The sequence below is a fragment of the Streptomyces sp. NPDC002701 genome, from assembly GCF_042889045.1.
In the GTDB taxonomy this organism is placed as follows: domain Bacteria; phylum Actinomycetota; class Actinomycetes; order Streptomycetales; family Streptomycetaceae; genus Streptomyces.
Window position 1 is genome coordinate 772,091 of sequence record NZ_JBIAQL010000001.1, and the last position, 15,619, is coordinate 787,709.

Annotated in this window: 12 protein-coding genes and 3 pseudogenes; 6 read left to right on the forward strand and 9 right to left on the reverse strand. The window is 74.2% G+C overall.

Annotated features, from left to right (window positions below):
- Positions 1–114: 114 nt before the first annotated feature.
- The 3 genes and pseudogenes from ACFYXC_RS03275 to ACFYXC_RS03285 all read right to left on the reverse strand — a co-directional run bounded on the left by ACFYXC_RS03275 (position 115) and on the right by ACFYXC_RS03285 (position 3,124).
- Positions 115–1,424: pseudogene (locus tag ACFYXC_RS03275) on the reverse strand (sensor histidine kinase).
- A 45-nt stretch (positions 1,425–1,469) separates the two neighbouring features.
- On the reverse strand, positions 1,470–2,189 hold the full coding sequence (locus ACFYXC_RS03280) for an ABC transporter permease (protein WP_389546273.1): 720 nt from the start codon (positions 2,187–2,189) through the stop codon (positions 1,470–1,472).
- Positions 2,189–3,124, reverse strand: coding sequence for an ABC transporter ATP-binding protein (locus tag ACFYXC_RS03285; protein WP_389546761.1), 936 nt, complete (start codon positions 3,122–3,124; stop codon positions 2,189–2,191). The genes ACFYXC_RS03280 and ACFYXC_RS03285 overlap by 1 nt, the downstream gene beginning before the upstream one ends.
- Positions 3,125–3,545: 421 nt before the next feature.
- Here ACFYXC_RS03285 and ACFYXC_RS03290 point away from each other — a divergent pair, with 421 nt between their 5' ends.
- From ACFYXC_RS03290 to ACFYXC_RS03300, 3 genes are all read left to right on the forward strand, one after another.
- Entirely contained in the window at positions 3,546–4,403 is an 858-nt protein-coding gene (locus tag ACFYXC_RS03290) for a MaoC/PaaZ C-terminal domain-containing protein (protein WP_389546275.1), read from the forward strand.
- Between the two features lie 38 nt (positions 4,404–4,441).
- Positions 4,442–5,527, forward strand: a complete 1,086-nt coding sequence (locus ACFYXC_RS03295) for a Zn-dependent alcohol dehydrogenase (RefSeq protein ID WP_389546278.1) — start codon at positions 4,442–4,444, stop codon at positions 5,525–5,527.
- A 113-nt stretch (positions 5,528–5,640) separates the two neighbouring features.
- On the forward strand, positions 5,641–6,600 hold the full coding sequence (locus ACFYXC_RS03300) for a 3-oxoacyl-ACP reductase (RefSeq protein WP_389546281.1): 960 nt from the start codon (positions 5,641–5,643) through the stop codon (positions 6,598–6,600).
- A gap of 75 nt (positions 6,601–6,675) precedes the next feature.
- Here the strand turns inward: ACFYXC_RS03300 and ACFYXC_RS03305 are convergent, their stop codons facing one another.
- Positions 6,676–6,852: a hypothetical protein gene (locus ACFYXC_RS03305; RefSeq protein WP_388924531.1), complete on the reverse strand. Its 177-nt coding sequence runs from the start codon at positions 6,850–6,852 to the stop codon at positions 6,676–6,678.
- A gap of 1,628 nt (positions 6,853–8,480) precedes the next feature.
- Positions 8,481–9,701 (reverse strand): annotated as a pseudogene (locus ACFYXC_RS03310) (hypothetical protein); the annotation flags it as partial.
- Positions 9,702–9,954: 253 nt separating this feature from the next.
- On the opposite strand from ACFYXC_RS03310, the gene ACFYXC_RS03315 reads away from it, so the two are divergent.
- The 3 genes and pseudogenes from ACFYXC_RS03315 to ACFYXC_RS03325 form a co-directional block, all read left to right on the forward strand.
- The gene (locus ACFYXC_RS03315; RefSeq protein WP_389546284.1) at positions 9,955–10,803 is read left to right on the forward strand and encodes a Nif3-like dinuclear metal center hexameric protein; all 849 of its coding nucleotides are present in this window, start codon (positions 9,955–9,957) and stop codon (positions 10,801–10,803) included.
- On the forward strand, positions 10,800–11,543 hold the full coding sequence (locus tag ACFYXC_RS03320) for a zinc ribbon domain-containing protein (protein ID WP_388924682.1): 744 nt from the start codon (positions 10,800–10,802) through the stop codon (positions 11,541–11,543). Before ACFYXC_RS03315 ends, ACFYXC_RS03320 begins: the two co-directional genes overlap by 4 nt.
- A gap of 204 nt (positions 11,544–11,747) precedes the next feature.
- Positions 11,748–12,383, forward strand: a pseudogene (locus tag ACFYXC_RS03325) (histidine phosphatase family protein); the annotation flags it as partial.
- 96 nt (positions 12,384–12,479) lie between these two features.
- On the opposite strand, the gene eda reads toward ACFYXC_RS03325, so the two are convergent.
- The 4 genes from eda to ACFYXC_RS03345 all read right to left on the reverse strand — a co-directional run bounded on the left by eda (position 12,480) and on the right by ACFYXC_RS03345 (position 15,508).
- A complete protein-coding gene (eda, locus tag ACFYXC_RS03330; protein ID WP_389546764.1) occupies positions 12,480–13,163 on the reverse strand; it encodes a bifunctional 4-hydroxy-2-oxoglutarate aldolase/2-dehydro-3-deoxy-phosphogluconate aldolase in 684 nt (227 codons plus the stop codon).
- A 90-nt stretch (positions 13,164–13,253) separates the two neighbouring features.
- On the reverse strand, positions 13,254–14,036 hold the full coding sequence (gene yaaA, locus ACFYXC_RS03335) for a peroxide stress protein YaaA (RefSeq protein ID WP_389546287.1): 783 nt from the start codon (positions 14,034–14,036) through the stop codon (positions 13,254–13,256).
- Positions 14,037–14,084: 48 nt separating this feature from the next.
- Positions 14,085–14,702 (reverse strand): hypothetical protein, encoded by a 618-nt coding sequence (locus ACFYXC_RS03340; RefSeq protein ID WP_389546289.1) that lies wholly within the window; start codon positions 14,700–14,702, stop codon positions 14,085–14,087.
- A complete protein-coding gene (locus ACFYXC_RS03345; protein WP_389546292.1) occupies positions 14,702–15,508 on the reverse strand; it encodes a MerR family transcriptional regulator in 807 nt (268 codons plus the stop codon). The genes ACFYXC_RS03340 and ACFYXC_RS03345 overlap by 1 nt, the downstream gene beginning before the upstream one ends.
- Between the last annotated feature and the right edge of the window lie 111 nt (positions 15,509–15,619).

The window sequence follows — 15,619 nt, forward strand, 5'->3', positions numbered from 1 at the left end:
CTTTCGTCTTTCAAGGGCGCGGGGAACGGCGCAGTCTTTCGTCTCTCAGGGGCGCGGGGAACGGCGCAGTCTTTTGCCTTTCAGGGGCGCGGGGAACGGCGCACTCTCTGTCTCTCAGGGCCACGGGGAACGGGGCGGTCTTTGGCTTTTAGGGGCGCGGGGAACTGCGCGACCAGCCACGACGGCGCCACCCCCGTACTCGTACGCCCGCCCCCCGGAGGGTCCCGCCTCGACAGGCAACTCCGCCGTCACCACAAACCCACCCCGCACCCCCGGCCCCGCCTCCAACAACCCCCCGGCCGCCGCGACCCGCTCGGTCAACCCCTTCAGACCGGTCCCCCCGACCCCCCGGTTCCGTCGTCCGAGACACAGACACGGACCCGCTCCGCCGACGCCCCGTCGACGGAGATCTCACACCGCCCCGCCCCACTGTGGCGTACCGCGTTGGTGACGGCCTCCCGCACCACCCACCCCAGCAACGCCTCCGCCCGCGCGGACAACGGCGGCCCCGACTGCCGTACGACCGGCTCGATCCCGGCCGCCAGCAGCGCCGACCGCGCCCGGTCCAGGTCCGCGGCCAGACTGCCCTCGCGGTACCCGGTGACCGCCTCCCGGATCTCCGTCAGCGCCTGCCGGCCGACGGACTCGATGTCGGACACCTGGACGAGCGCCGCGTCCAGGTCCCGGTGGGCGATCCGCCGGGCCGCCTCCGACTTCACGACGATGACGGAGAGCGTGTGCCCGAGCAGGTCGTGCAGGTCGCGGGAGAACCGCAGGCGCTCCTTCTCGACAGCCCGGTGCGCCAACTCCTCCCGCGCCGCCCGCAGTTCACGTACGGCCTCCGACAGGGACAGGATCGCCGCGGTCACCATGGTGGACAGGAACGTGCCGTACGCGACGTTCACCGCGCCCCAGCCGTCCCGCAGCCCGGCCACGACACCCGCGAGCGCGCTCAGCCCGATACCGGTCCTGCCCAGCCACCGCCCCCGGACGACCGCCCCGGCGGCCAGCCCGAGCAGCGGGAAGAAGAGCAGCCAGCTGCCCCCGTACAGGCCGCCGAGGAGGCAGGTCACCGCGCCCAGTGCGATCAGTGCGCCCCGGGTGGAACGGGCCTCGCGCGCCTCCTTCGTGAAGGCGCGGAACACCACGTGGATGTAGAGGGAGTTGAAGAGGAGGAGGCCGATGCCGCCGATCCACGGGTTCGGGGTGTCGCCCTGGAAGAGGTTGGAGAAGGCGCCCATCCCCATCAGCAGCCAGGGCAGGAGCGCGAAGCCGCTCGGCGGCGGGCCCAGCTCCTCCGGCAGCTTCCCTGTCGCGAGCACCTCCTGCCGGTCGGCGTCGAACGCGTCCCGGTCGGCCTTCCACTGGACCCGGTTCTCCTGCCACGCCGACATCTGACAGCTGACCCTCCGCAACCAGGACATGTGCCCGGGCCCCCTTCCCGTTCCCGTTCTCGTTCCCGTTCCCGTTCAGGCGGTTCGCGCGGTCCTGCGGTACGACATGACAGCGTACGAGCCGAAGGCCAGCAGCCAGCCGGTCAGCACCAGCACCGCTCCGAGGGCGGGCGCCCGCCCGTCGGCGACGGCCGTCCCGAGCTGCGCGAAACGGTTCGTGGGTGTGTAGGAGGACAGCGACCGCAGCCAGGCGGGGAAGAGGCTGAGCGGGAACCACAGCCCGCCGACCACCGCGAGCGTCAGGTTGCACACCATGTTCACCACGCCCGTGCCCTGCGCGGTCAGCCGGTAGCCGTTGCCCAGGCCGAGCAGCGTGAAGGGGATCGAGCCGAGCCACAGCGACAGGGCGATCACCGCCCACTTCCACGCGTCGAGGCGTACCCCGTTGACCAGGCCGCCCGCCGCGAGCACCGCCACGATCGCGGGCAGGACCGTCACCGCGCCCGTCAGCGCCCGTCCGGCCACGACCTGGCGCGGGCTCATCGGAGTGATCCGCAACTGCCGCAGCCAGCCGATCGACCGGTCCTCGGCGACGCCGCCACCGGTGTTGAGGGCCGAGCCCATCGCCCCGTACGCGGCCATGCCGATCATGGAAGCGGTCTTCCAGCCGCCGTCGGTCTCCTCGCCGAGGTTCGTGAAGAGCAGGTACATCACCACCGGCATCACGACACCGCCGATCATGAAACCGAGGTCGCGCAGGGTCCGGCGCACTTCGAGCCGCAGATAGTCGAGCATCACACCGTCTCCCGGGGAGCGGGCCGCGCAGCGGGGACGGACGCCGTCGGGGTCGCGGAGGTCGCGGAGGCCCCGGAGGTCAGCGCCAGGAACGCGTCGTCCAGGGAGGCCGGGGCGACCTCCAGACCCCGTATCGCGCCGCGCTCCGCCAGTGCGGTGACCGTCGCGTCCGGGTCGTCGCTCCGCAGCCGAGCCCGGTCCCCGCGCACCTCCAGGGAGACCACCCCGGGGAGCGCGGACAGCCACCCGGTACCGGCGCCCGCGAGGTCGAAGGCGACGAGGCTGCCGCCGGCGGCCCGCCTGAGCTGCTCGCCGGTGCCGTCGGCGACGACCCGTCCGTGGTCGACGACGACGATCCGGTCGGCATGGGCGTCCGCCTCGTCCAGGTAGTGCGTGGAGAAGAGGACCGTGTGGCCGTGGCGCGCGTAGCCCCGCATCGAGTCCCAGAACGCGTACCGGGCCTCCACGTCCAGCGCGGCGGTCGGCTCGTCGAGCACGATCAGCGAGGGGTTCCCGACGAGGGCGACCGCGAACCGCACCCGCTGCGTCTGGCCCCCGGACAGCCGGTCGACGCGCCGTCCGGCCAGTTCGGCGATGCCCGCCAGTTCCAGCGCCTCCCCGACGGGCATCGGCGCGGGGTAGGTGCCGGCCACGAAACCGACCAGCTCGCCCACCGTCACGCGTGGCACCGGCCGGCCGTCCTGCGGCATGGCGCCCACCCGGCCGGCCCGTACGGCGTGTGCGGGCGCTGCGCCGAAGAGGCGGACCACGCCCTCGTCGGGCTCGTCCAGGCCCAGCAGGAGGGAGATCGCGGTGGACTTGCCTGCGCCGTTGCGGCCGAGCAGCGCGACCGTCTCGCCGCGTGCGATCTCCAGGTCGATCCCGTCCACGGCCCGTACCGTGCCGAAGACCTTCACCGCCCCCGCGACGGACACGGCCGGCTGCGCACCGGCCGCCTCCGCCCCCGACGCGTCCGTCCCCGGCGTCCTCGTCCGCTGCGAATTCGTCCCCGGCGTCCTCGTCCTCGTCCCCGTCTTCGTCATGGGTGTGACGCTACGGAGGGGCGGGTGGGGTGCGGCAGATGCGCATGTACGGACTCGGGCAGGACAAATGTCACGGCTGGCGCCGGGCAGGGCGAAAGTCACGGCCGGCGCCGGGCGACGGGGGAGAACCGGGACGCGATCTGACATGGCGTCAGGAGGCTTCCCATGTGCGCGGGGCTCGGCTATACAGAAGGTCGCCGACACTGGAACGCGTTCTAGAACGGGCGGGTTCCCCGGCCCAGAGGCGACCCCGGTGCGGCCGACGGTGCGGACGGCCGCACCGGGGTCTTCCCGCCCGGCAGTCAGGAGCCCCATGCCCATCGACGTTGCCCAGGCCCTCGCGGCCGAGCCCCGGTCCGCCGGGATCGCCTGGGGGCACAAGGACGTCCAGCTCTACCACCTCGGGCTCGGCGCGGGCATCCCCGCGACCGACCCCGACGAACTGCGCTACACGCTGGAGTCCAGGCTGCACGTCCTGCCGAGCTTCGCGACCGTCGCGGGCGCGGGCGCCCCCGGTGTGATCAGCGGTCTCTCCCTGCCGGGTGTCGACGTCGACCTCGCCCACGTCCTGCACGGCGGCCAGACCGTCACCCTGCACCGGCCGATCCCGGTCGCGGGCGAGGCCGTCGCCACGGCCCGGATCGCCGCCGTGTACGACAAGGGCAAGGCCGCGATCCTCGTCGTGCGCACCGAGGTCACCGACGAGCGGGGCCCGCTGTGGACGAATGACGCCCAGATCTTCGTACGCGGCGAGGGCGGCTTCGGCGGCGACCGCGGCCCCTCCGCCCGCCCCGCACCGCCCGCCGGCCCGCCGGACCGGACGGTCGAGCGCGCGATCCGTGCCGACCAGGCCCTCCTGTACCGCCTCTCCGGCGACCTGAACCCGCTGCACGCCGACCCCGAGTTCGCCAAGCTCGCCGGTTTCGACCGCCCGATCCTGCACGGGCTGTGCACGTACGGGATGACGCTGAAGGCGGTCGTGGACACCGTGCTCGGCGGCGACGTCGGCCGGGTCCGCTCCTACGCCACGCGCTTCGCCGGGGTGGTGTACCCGGGGGAGACCCTGCGTATCCGCATGTGGCAGGAGGCCGGCCGGGTCCGGGTGACGGTGGGCGCGGCCGGCCGCGAGGACGCGCCCGTCCTCACCGACACCCTCGTGGAGCACACCTGAGGGTCGTACGTACGTAGGTCTTCGAGGGGAGCCGCACCATGCGCGCAGCCGTACTGCAGGAGATCGGCCAGGACAAACTGGAGATATTCGACGACATCGAGGCGGCGGGCTTCGGCCCCGGCCGGGTACGGATCCGGGTGCGGGCCACCGGCCTGTGCCACTCCGACCTCTCGGCGATGGCCGGGGTGCTGCCGCAGCCCGCGCCGTTCATCCCGGGACACGAGGGCGCCGGCGAGGTCGTGGAGGTCGGTGAGGGCGTCACGAACGTCGGGCCCGGCGACCGGGTGCTCGTCTGCTGGCTGCCCGCGTGCGGGGTGTGCGCCGCCTGCAAGCGCGGCCAGACGCAGCTGTGTCTCGCCGGCTTCATGAACGCCGGCACGCCCAACTTCCGGCGCACCGGCGGCAGTTCCCCCGAGGTGTTCGGCTTCGCTGGCACCGGGACCTTCGCCGAGGAGGTCGTCGTCGACGCGGGCTGCGCCGTGCCGATCCCGGACGACGTGCCCTTCGACGTCGCCGCCCTCATCGGCTGCGGAGTCACCACGGGGCTCGGCGCCGCCCTCAACACCGCTGACGTGAGCGCCGGTTCGTCGGTCGCCGTCATCGGCTGCGGAGGCGTCGGCATCTCCGCGATCCAGGGCGCCCGGCTCAAGGGCGCCGCGGAGATCGTCGCCGTCGATCCCGTCCTGTCGCGCCGCGAGGCCGCGCTGAGGTTCGGCGCCACCCGGGCCGTCTCGCCCGACGAACTCCCCGACGCCAAACAGTCGGTGACCGAGGGCGAGGGCTTCGACTACGTCTTCGAGGTCGTCGGCCGCTCCGCCACCGCCCGCACGGCGTACGACCACACCCGCCGCGGCGGCACGCTGGTGATCGTCGGCGCGGGCGCCATGGACGACTTCCTGCAGCTCAACATGTTCGAGCTGTTCTTCGACGAGAAGCGGATCCGGCCGTCCATGTACGGCGGCGGGGACGTCCTGCGGTCGTACGAACGGACCGTCGCCCTGTGGCGCGCCGGGCGCATCGACCTGGAGGGCCTGATCACGCACCGGGTACCCCTGGGCGACATCAACGAGGCGCTCGACCAGATGCGTACGGGTGTGGCGCTGCGGACCTGTATCGAGCTCTGACGTCATCACGCGTCAGCTTCAGCGTCAGTGTCAGCTTCAGCTCGGCCGAAGGGACTCGGATGTCACTGCCACACGAGGGACGGGCCGCACAGCCAGGCGAGGGACGGGTGGCAGTGCCTCGTGAGGGTCGGGCCGCACTGCCGCTTGAGGGTCGGGTGGCGGTCGTCACGGGCGCGGGCCGCGGACTCGGCCGGGCGGAGGCGCTGGAACTCGCCCGGCTCGGTGCCGCCGTCGTCGTCAACGACCTCGGGCAACCCGGCCGGGACGGTTCCGGCGACGCGTCGCCCGCGCCCGCCGAGGAGGTCGCCGCCGACATCAGGGCGGCGGGCGGCCGCGCGGTCGCGCACACCGGGGACGTGGCCGACCATGAACGGGCACGGGAACTGGTCGAGTCGGCGGTGGCGGAGTTCGGGCGACTGGACGTCCTCGTCAACAACGCGGGCATCCTGCGCGACCGGATGGTCTTCTCGATGTCCGAGGACGAGTGGGACTCGGTGATCCGGGTCCATCTGAAGGGCCACTTCAACACCATCCGCTTCGCGTCCGCGCACTGGCGGTCGCGGTCCAAGGCGGCCGACGCGCCGGTGTACGGGCGGATCGTGAACACCTCGTCCGAGGCGTTCCTCGCGGGCTCCGCCGGCCAGCCCAACTACGCCGCCGCGAAGGGCGGGATCGTCGGACTGACGACCTCGACGGCGCTGGCGCTCGCGAAGTACGGCGTCACGGCGAACGCGATCTGCCCGCGCGCCCGGACCCGTATGACGGCGGACGTCTTCGCGGGCTCGCCCGAGCCGCGGGAGGGGGTGACCGACCCGCTCGCCCCCGAGCATGTCGCGCCGCTCGTCGGCTACTTGGCGTCCCCGGCGGCCGCACGCGTCAACGGGCAGCTCCTCGTCGTGCACGGGGGGATGGTCGCGGTCGTCGAACGGCCGCGGGTGGCGGCGAAGTTCGACACCAAGCAGGACGCCTTCACCTACGACGAACTGGACGCGCTCCTCACGCCCCACTACGCGGACCGGCCCCCGGGGGAGACGTTCGCGGCGGCGGAGGTACTGGGCCTGACCCACGAGTAGCGCAGCAGCGGAACGGCCCCGCCCGACGGGTGTCGGGCGGGGCCGTCCTGTGGTCCGGTACGGCCTGCGTCGTGATCAGGCTCCGGTGTCGTGCTGTTCGGCCGGCCTGCGGTGCCGTCCACGGGGGGTCGCCCCGTCCTCCTGGGCGGAGACGGGCCCTCGGTGCCGGCCGTGGCCACCGTCGTCGCCGGCCTGCGCCGACGCCCCCCGCAGTTCGGTGGCGGTCATCTCCATGGTGCTCGTGTCGCTCATTGCCATTCACCCCGTCAACAAGATCCTTCGGTACAGCGCCGAGGATTCTACGGGTCGGGTGTGACCGACCAGAGGGGTGGTCGGGGCTACTCGGTGGTCACTTTGAGGGGGTCGGTTCCGGCGGCGTCCCACAACGTCCGGAAGTCACGCGGCGCTTCGGCACCGACCTGCACCACACGCAGCGACCAGACCGGCTCGGCGGCACCGGGAGGACAATCCCCGACACCCACCGCCCGTACGTCGCCGGGCCCCACCGGGCGTATGTCGCCCGGCGCCGCCGGGGTGGACTCGGGCACCGCGACGGGGCCGCGGCTCCCGCCCCGCCCACCCACCGGGCGGTGCCCGGCGAGGGGGTCCGGCCCGGCGCCGGCGTCCGGCTGGGCCCTGAGGTCCGGCCGGGCACCGAGATCCGGCCCGGCGGCGAGGTCCGGCCCGGCGCCGAATTCCGGCCCGGCATCGGACTTTGGCCCGGCGTCGAAGTTTGGCCGGGTGGCGGACTCCGGTCCAGCGCCGGCCACCGGTCGGGTGCTGCCCTCTGGTCCGGTACCGGCTAACGGTCGGGTGCCGTACGCAGGCTCGGTTCCGAGACCGAGGCGGGGACCGAGACCGACACCCCCGCCCGGGCCCTGGCCTGGTCCGCCGCTCAGAGCGGCGCTCAGGCCCCCGCCCGGGTACCTACCCGAGCTCTCGCCGGGCCCCGTGCCCGGGCGCCCGCTCAGATCCCCGAGCGCACCCGCGCCAGTGCCCCAGTTCGGACCCTCACCCGCACCTCCGCCCGGATCCGCGCTCGGGCCCCGGCCCGGATCCGCGCCCCCACCCGGCCCCCAGGTCGGGCCCCCGCCCGCACCCCTGCGCAGATCGGCTCCCGGACCGCGGTTCGGGTCCCCGCCCGCACGCCCGTCCGGCCCCTGGCCTGGACCGCCGCCGCGATCCGCGCCTGGGCCCCCGCCCAGATCCGCGCCGGGGCTCCCGCCCCGATCCTCGCCGGGGTGCCTCCCCGGGCCCTCGCCGGGCTCCCTACCTAGGCGCCCGCCTGGATCCCCGAGGGCACTCTCGCCAGTGCCCCAGTTCGGGCCCCCGCCCGCACCTCCGCCTGGTTCCGCGCTCGGGCCTCGGTTCGGGTCGCCGCCCGCACCCCCGTCCGGCCCCCGGCCTGGACCTCCGCCCAGACCCGCGCTCGGGCTCCCGCCCGGATCCGCGCCGGGGTGTCTCCCTGGGCCCCCGCCGGGCCCTCCGCCCAGGCGCCCGCCCCCATCCCCGAGCGCACCCCCGCCCGCATCCGCGCCCGTGCCCCAGTTCGGACCCCCTCCCGCACCCCCGCCGGGTCCTGCACTCGGGCCGCGGTTCGGGCCCCCGCCCGCACCCCCGTCCGGCCCCCGGCCCGCCCCCCGGCCTGGGCCCCCGCCCAGATCCGCGTCCGGGCCCCCGCCCAAGTGCCTCCCCGGGCCCGCGTCCGGCCCCCCGCCCGAGCCCTCTCCCGGATGCCCGGCCGCGGAGGCGGTGGTCGCGTCCGTCCCCTCCCCGGGCGCCCGTTCCCTCCCCGTCGTCGCCTGGGCGGCTCGGCGGCCCGCGAAGGCGCTGGCGACCACTCGGCCCGTCAGTGGAGCCTGCCGAAGCGGGGGCTGGCGCAGCGGTGCCTGCTGGAGCGGCACCGGGCGGGTCACCTGGGGTTCCGTGAGTCCCGGGGGAGCCGGGGCGTGCGGGGCCGACGGTCCCTGCGGGGCTTCCGCCCACGCGCCGGGCGTCAGGGCCGCGTCCCCCGTCCCCGTGGGTGCCTCCACCAGTGCGACACCGCACGGCACCGCCTCCGTCGCGTACGGCAGTTGCAGCACCCCGTCCCTGGTCCACCGGCCGGAGCCGGTCAACCAGCCGTCGGGCGCGGGAAGTTGGTGGAGGTGGCGTTCCGCCGGACGCCACACCCCGAGCCAGCTGCCCGAGACGGCGTCGATCCGCAGGGCGACCGCGCAGCTCTCCGGTGTCAGCACCAGGCCAGGCTGGATCGCGAACGGAGTGACCGCGCAGCCGGCCGGCTGGAGGCACTCCGGGAACCGGACCGGGAGCGTGCTCCCCAGCACCCCCCACCCGAGCCGCTCCCGTCCGGGAGACGGCGCGTCCGAGCGGATCAGGAGCAGCCCGCTGTCGGCGTCCGCGAGCAGCAGCCGGTCGTTGCTCTCCTCGGAGATCTGCAGCAGCGGCGACATCTCACCCCCGCGCTCCAGGTCGACCACCACCGCCTTGGTCCGGCCCTCCGACTCCCGGTCCAGCGCGAGCAGCCGGTCCCCGCCGCCCAGCCACACCCCGCCCGAGCAGCGGCCCGGTACCTCCGCGAGATGCTCGGGCCCGAAGGCGCCGCCCGCCACCAGCCACACGGCGGTCGAGCTCCGGCCCACGGCAAGGGCGTACGCGCGCATCCCGCCGGGAGCGGGTGGCAGCAGCCGCAGCCGCGTGCTCGGCTCGGGGCACTGCACCGCGCCGAGCGGTACCTCGCCCGTGGCGGGGCCCGCCGCCGGACCCGTCCCGGGGCCCGTCGGGTACAGCAGGGAGAACGCGTGCCGCCCGTCGGCGACCCGGTGGATGAGCACCCGCCCGTCCGCCATCGGCAGCACCTCCGTGCCGGGCTCCTCCGGCTGGTTGCCCGGCAGCGGCACGGCATACGGCTCGGGGCCGTCCATCGTCCAGCGCTCCGGGAACCAGGACGCGCCGCTGCGGGCCAGTCGGGCCGCGTAGGCCCCGTCGACGGTGATCACGCACCCCGCCCTCGTGGCCGACTCGTCGCCGTTGCCGTTCCCGTCGCCGTTCCCATTCCCGTTCCCGGACGCCGCCGCGGACTCGATCGCACAGGCCGCCATGGTTCGGTCACCTCCGGCGACGAAACTAGTTTTCGCACGCACAGGCGTGGGACCCGCAGGCAGCCCCTTCACACATAAGAGTGGTCGGCTTCCGATTCGCCTGAGGGAACGGGGACGAGTGTGCTGAGTGGGATGGAAGATGCGCGTGGTCGGGCCCGCGGATCACGGCTGCCGGCGGGCGGCGGGCGCTCCCGCCAGGCGCTCATCGGAGCGGCCGGTCGGGCGGGGACACAAGACAGGTAGCCTTTTGTTCGTGCCCCGTCTGTCTGAAGCAATCGCCGCGCTCGACGCCCTCTGGCCCCCCGGGAGCGCGGAGGCGTGGGACGCGGTCGGGACGGTCTGCGGAGACCCCGACCAGGAGGTCTCCCGTGTCCTGTTCGCCGTCGACCCGGTCCAGGAGATCGTGGACGAGGCGGTGAAGCTCGGCGCGGACCTGCTGGTCACCCACCATCCGCTCTATCTGCGCGGTACGACGACGGTGGCGGCCTCGACCGTCAAGGGCCGTGTGGTGCACACGCTGATCAAGAACGACATCGCGCTGCACGTCGCCCACACGAACGCGGACCGCGCCGACCCGGGGGTGAGCGACGCCCTCGCCAGCGCGCTGGACCTCAGGGTCGTACGCCCCCTGGTGCCGGACCCCGCCGACCCCGGGGGCCGCCGCGGCCTGGGCAGGGTGTGCGAGCTGGACCACCCGCTGACGGTCCGCGAGTTCGCCGCGCGTGCCGCCGAGCGGCTGCCCGCGACGGCGCAGGGCATCCGCGTGGCGGGCGACCCGGAGGCGCTGGTGCGGACCGTGGCGGTCAGCGGCGGCTCCGGCGACAGCCTGTTCGACGACGTACGCGCCGCGGGCGTGGACGCCTTCCTCACCGCGGACCTGCGCCACCACCCGGCGTCCGAGTTCGTCGCGGACCGCGCCCGAAGCCCCCTCGCGCTGCTCGACGCGGCGCACTGGGCCACCGAGTGGCCCTGGTGCGAGCTGGCCGCAGCCCAGCTCGACGAGATCTCCGACCGTCACGGCTGGGGCCTGCGGGTCCACGTCTCGAAGACGGTCACCGACCCGTGGAACTCCCACTCCCCTTCACCTGGAGCCCCCAACTGAACGCCGCGCCCGCCGACCAGATCCGACTTCTCGACGTCCAGTCCCTGGACGCCCGCCTGCAGCAGCTCGCACACAAGCGGCGGTCGCTGCCGGAGCACGCCGAGATCGAGTCGCTGACCAAGGACCTCACCCAGCTGCGCGATCTGCTCGTCGCCGCGCAGACCGAGGAGAGCGACTGCTCCCGCGAGCAGACCAAGGCGGAGCAGGACGTCGACCAGGTGCGCCAGCGTGCCTCGCGCGACCAGCAGCGCCTGGACTCGGGCGCCGTCACGTCCCCCAAGGACCTGGAGAACCTCCAGCGCGAGATCGCCTCGCTCGCCAAGCGGCAGGGTGACCTGGAGGACGTCGTCCTGGAGATCATGGAGCGCCGCGAGTCCGCGCAGGAGCGGGTCGCCGAGCTGACCGGGCGGGTCTCCTCCGTCCAGTCGAAGATCGACGACGCGACGTCCCGCCGGGACGCGGCGTTCGAGTCCTTCGACGGCGAGAGCGCGACGCTGACGAAGGAGCGCGAGGTCGTCGCGGGCTCGGTGCCCGCCGACCTGCTGAAGCTCTACGAGAAGCTCCGCGAGCAGCAGGGCGGCGTCGGCGCGGCCCGCCTCTACCAGCGCCGCTGCGAGGGCTGCCGGCTGGAGCTCAACATCACCGAGGTGAACGAGGTGAAGGCGGCGGCCCCCGACACGGTCCTCCGCTGCGAGAACTGCCGCCGCATCCTGATCCGCACCGCAGATTCGGGCCTCTAACCCCGGCCCCAACCCCCACCCCCGCCCCGCAAGGGGCGCGGGGGGAACGGCGCGCTCAGCCCCCACCGACGGTCACCCGACGGACGACGCGGCCCGCCACCCCCGGAGGGACCCCGCAGGGGCCCCGTAAGGGGGCGCGGGGAACTGCGCGCTCAACCCCCACAGACGGTCACCCGACGGGCAGCCCGAACCATGACGACCCAACCCCCGGACCTCACCACCCCCACCACCCTCCTGCTCCTCCGCCACGGCGAAACCCCCCTCACCCCCGAGAAGCGGTTCTCCGGCAGCGGCGGCACCGACCCCGCCCTCTCGGCCACGGGCCGGCACCAGGCCGAGCGCGTAGCCACCGCACTGGCCGCGCACGGGACCGTACAGACCATCGCCTCCTCCCCCCTCGCCCGCTGCCGCGAAACCGCCCACCTCGTGGCAACCCGCCTGGGGCTCGCCGTACAGATCGAAGAGGGCCTGCGCGAGACGCACTTCGGGGCCTGGGAAGGCAAGACCTTCGCCGAGGTCCGCGACCGCCACCCCGACGACATGAACGCCTGGCTGGCGTCCCCCGACGCCGAACCGACCGGCGGCGGCGAGAGCTTCGCCGCGGTCGCCCACCGCGTCGCGGCGGCCCGCGACACGCTGCTCGCGGCCCACGCGGGCCGCACCGTGCTGGTCGTCTCGCACGTCACGCCGATCAAGACCCTCGTACGGCTGGCCCTGGGCGCCCCGCCCGAGTCCCTGTTCCGTATGGAGCTGTCGGCGGCCTCGCTGTCGGAGGTGGCGTACTACGCGGACGGCAACGCGAGCGTGCGGTACCTGAACGACACGTCCGCGCTGCGCTGAGCGTTGGGCTGCGCGGCCGGGCTGCACCGCTGGGCTGTGTCGTCGGCTGCCGGCCGGTGGGGGCTGGTCGCGCAGTTCCCCGCGCCCCTTGCGGGGCTACGCCCCTTGCGACCCCTGCGGGGACTTCGGGGCCAGCCCCGCCGCCTCGCGCGCAAGTCGCTCCACCCGTGCCCAGTCGTGTTCCCGGATCGCGTCGGCGGGCAGCATCCAACTCCCGCCCACACACAGCACATTGGGCAACGCCAGATACTCCGGCGCGACAGCGGGACCGATGCCCCCCGTCGGACAGAAACGGGCCTGCGGCAGCGGCCCCGCCAGCGACTTGAGATACGCGGTGCCGCCCGCGGCCTCGGCCGGGAAGAACTTCATGTCGCTCACCCCCCGCTCCAGCAACGCCACGACCTCCGACGTCGTGGAGACCCCCGGCAGGAACGGCACCCCGGACGCCTCCATCGCGCCGAGCAGCGCGTCCGTCCAGCCGGGGCTGACGAGAAAGCGCGCCCCGGCGGCGACGCAGTCCGTCACCTGGGTGGGCGAGATGACCGTGCCGGCCCCGACCACCGCGTCCGGCACCTCGTCCGCGATCGCCCGGATCGCGTCGAGCGCCACCGGCGTCCGCAGGGTCACCTCGATCGCGGGCAGCCCACCGGCGACGAGCGCCCGCGCCAGCGGAACGGCGTCGGAGACGTTCTCGACGACGACCACGGGCACGACGGGCGCGAGTTCGAGCACGGACGAGCGCAGCGGCGAGGAGGATGACGAGGACGAGGACGAGACCATGCGCTCATCCTGCACACCCCACGCACTCCATGCAAAGGCTGTTGCACACACTGCAACGCGACGCACCGTCCGGCATCGTGGGCGAACTGCTCAGTGCACCTCGTCCACGAGCACGTCCAGCATCCACGCCTTGCCCGCGCCGCCCGGCGCCGCCGCCTCGACCACGTACCCGAGGTCCCGCAACGCCACCACCAGCTCCGCGGGCCCCGAGGGCACGGCCCCGGACTCCATGAGGCTCCGCACGATCCGCCCCTTGGTCGCCTTGTTGAAGTGGCTGACCACCTTCCGGGTCGGCGCGTGCAGCACGCGTACGCTCGCCGTGCGGCCCGCGACCCCGCCCCTCGGCCGCCACGCCGCGGCGTACGCCGAGGACCGCAGGTCCAGCACGAGCCCGCTCCCGGCCGCCTCGGGCAGCACGGCGGCCATCGGCGCCCGCCAGTGCGAGCCGAGCGCCCCGAGCCCCGGCAGCTTCACGCCCATCGAGCAGCGGTACGAGGGAATGCGGTCCGTCACCCGGACCGCGCCCCAGAGCCCCGAGAAGACGAGCAGGGACCGGGCGGCCCGCCGCTTCCCCGCGGTGTCGAGCGAGGCCAGGTCCAGGGCGTCGTACAGGACGCCGGTGTAGATCTCCCCGGCGGGCCGCGCCCCCGCGGTCCGCAGCTCCGTGTTCTTGGCGACCTCGCCGCGCAGGCCCTCACTCAGGCCCAGCACCTCGCGCGCCTTCTCCTCGTCGGCCGCGCACAGCTCGACCAGCTCGTCCAGGACCGCCTGCCGTGCCCCGGCGAGCCCCGGCAACGACAGCGACTCCGGCTTCAGCGGCGCGCCCCGCCCGGAGGGAGCCTTTCCTTCGGACGGCGGCAACAGCACGAGCACGGCGGTTCTCCCTGGAGCTTGCGGTACGTACGGGAAGCACCCGCCAGCCTACGGGGTGGCACCCGCCCCACCTGGTCGTACGGTCCGCTCCGGGGTGAGGTCGCGGACGGCGCGTACCAGCACGTCGGAGTCATCGGCGTGGAAGCGGATCAGCCGTACGTCCCTGGGGCGCCCGAGGAAGGTGAGGTGCCGTACCGGGGTCGACAGTTCGAGCGTGACCGTGGTCTGCGCGGCCACCGCCAGGTCCAGCCGGTCCGCGTCCCACGTGTGCGTGGTGACCAGCTCGCGCCGTACGGAGGCGATCGAGGAGAGCGGGACGCGCAGGTCGACGTGGGCGGACCGGCGGATGCGCAGGACCGCGGCCGTGCCGTCGAGGACGTGCGGACGCGTCACGGAGGCCGCGTGCATGCCGACGACGAGCAGCAGCGTGTAGAGGTCCAGCGTGAACACGACCCGGTGCACGGCGGGATGGTCGCGCAGCAGCACCGCCATGCAGGCGCTCTCCAGGACGCACACGAACCCGAAGCCGAACATCATCGCGCCCTGCCCGCGGGCGTACCCGAAGGCCCGCCCCCGCCCGACGCCGTGCGGACGCCGGGCCACCCACCGGGCGATGCTCACGAGCAGCCGCACCTCGTGGACGACGAGCCGCCGCACGCCCGTCATCACGCACGCCCCATGGGCGCGGGGTCCGTACGCGCGCGGTCCGCGAGGAGCCGGATCGTGCGCAGGACCGCCGCGGACTGCGCGGGCGGGAAGTCGTCGAGGAAGGCGCTCAGGAAGCCGCCGTTGCCGTACGCGCCGGGCCCGTCCAGGTCGACCTGTGCGAGCCCCAGGCCGGCCAGGGCCTCGTCCGGCAGGCAGGCGGCGAGGGCGTGGGCGGCCTCCTCGACGCGGGGGTCGGCCGGGTCGGCGCCGTCGAGCGCGTCGAGCAGCGCGTACGCCGCGTGCGCCCGCTCCGGCGCGCCCGGCGCGTCGGCGGTGGCACGCAGCGCCGACAGCAGCCGTTCCCGGTCCTCAGGGGCCGCGACCGTCTCCAGGAAGGCGATCATCTCGCGGTCCTTCGCGGCGATCGCCGGTTCCGGGTGCCGGATCAACTCGCCGAAAATGGCGGCGAGTTCGGGGGACACGGGTCCCTCGGCGGGCATGTCGTCGGCGTCGAGCAGGGCGCGCAGCCGCAGCCGCCTCGTCCGGATCGCCGCCTCCTGCCGTGCCAGGTCGTCGTCGAGTTCCGTGAGGACCTCGGTGAGATCGCGGCCGGCGTCGTCGGCGAGGACGTCCCGGACCTCGGGCAGGCCGAGTCCCAGCTCGGTCAGCCGGCGGATCCGGGCGAGGACGACGGCGTGCCGCAGTCCGTAGTCGCGGTAGCCGTTGGGGCGCCGCTCGGGTTCGGGCAGCAGCCCGAGGTGGTGGTAGTGCCGCACGGTCCGCGTCGTGACGCCGACGGTGGCGGCGAGTTCTCCGATCCGCATGTCCTCAGTAGAAACGTTCACGTTGCGGCAGGGTCAAGCGCGGGGCATGGAAGCGGGGCATGGAAACGGGTCCCGCGGGCGTTGCACCGCGCAAGATCCGAGTATCCGAGG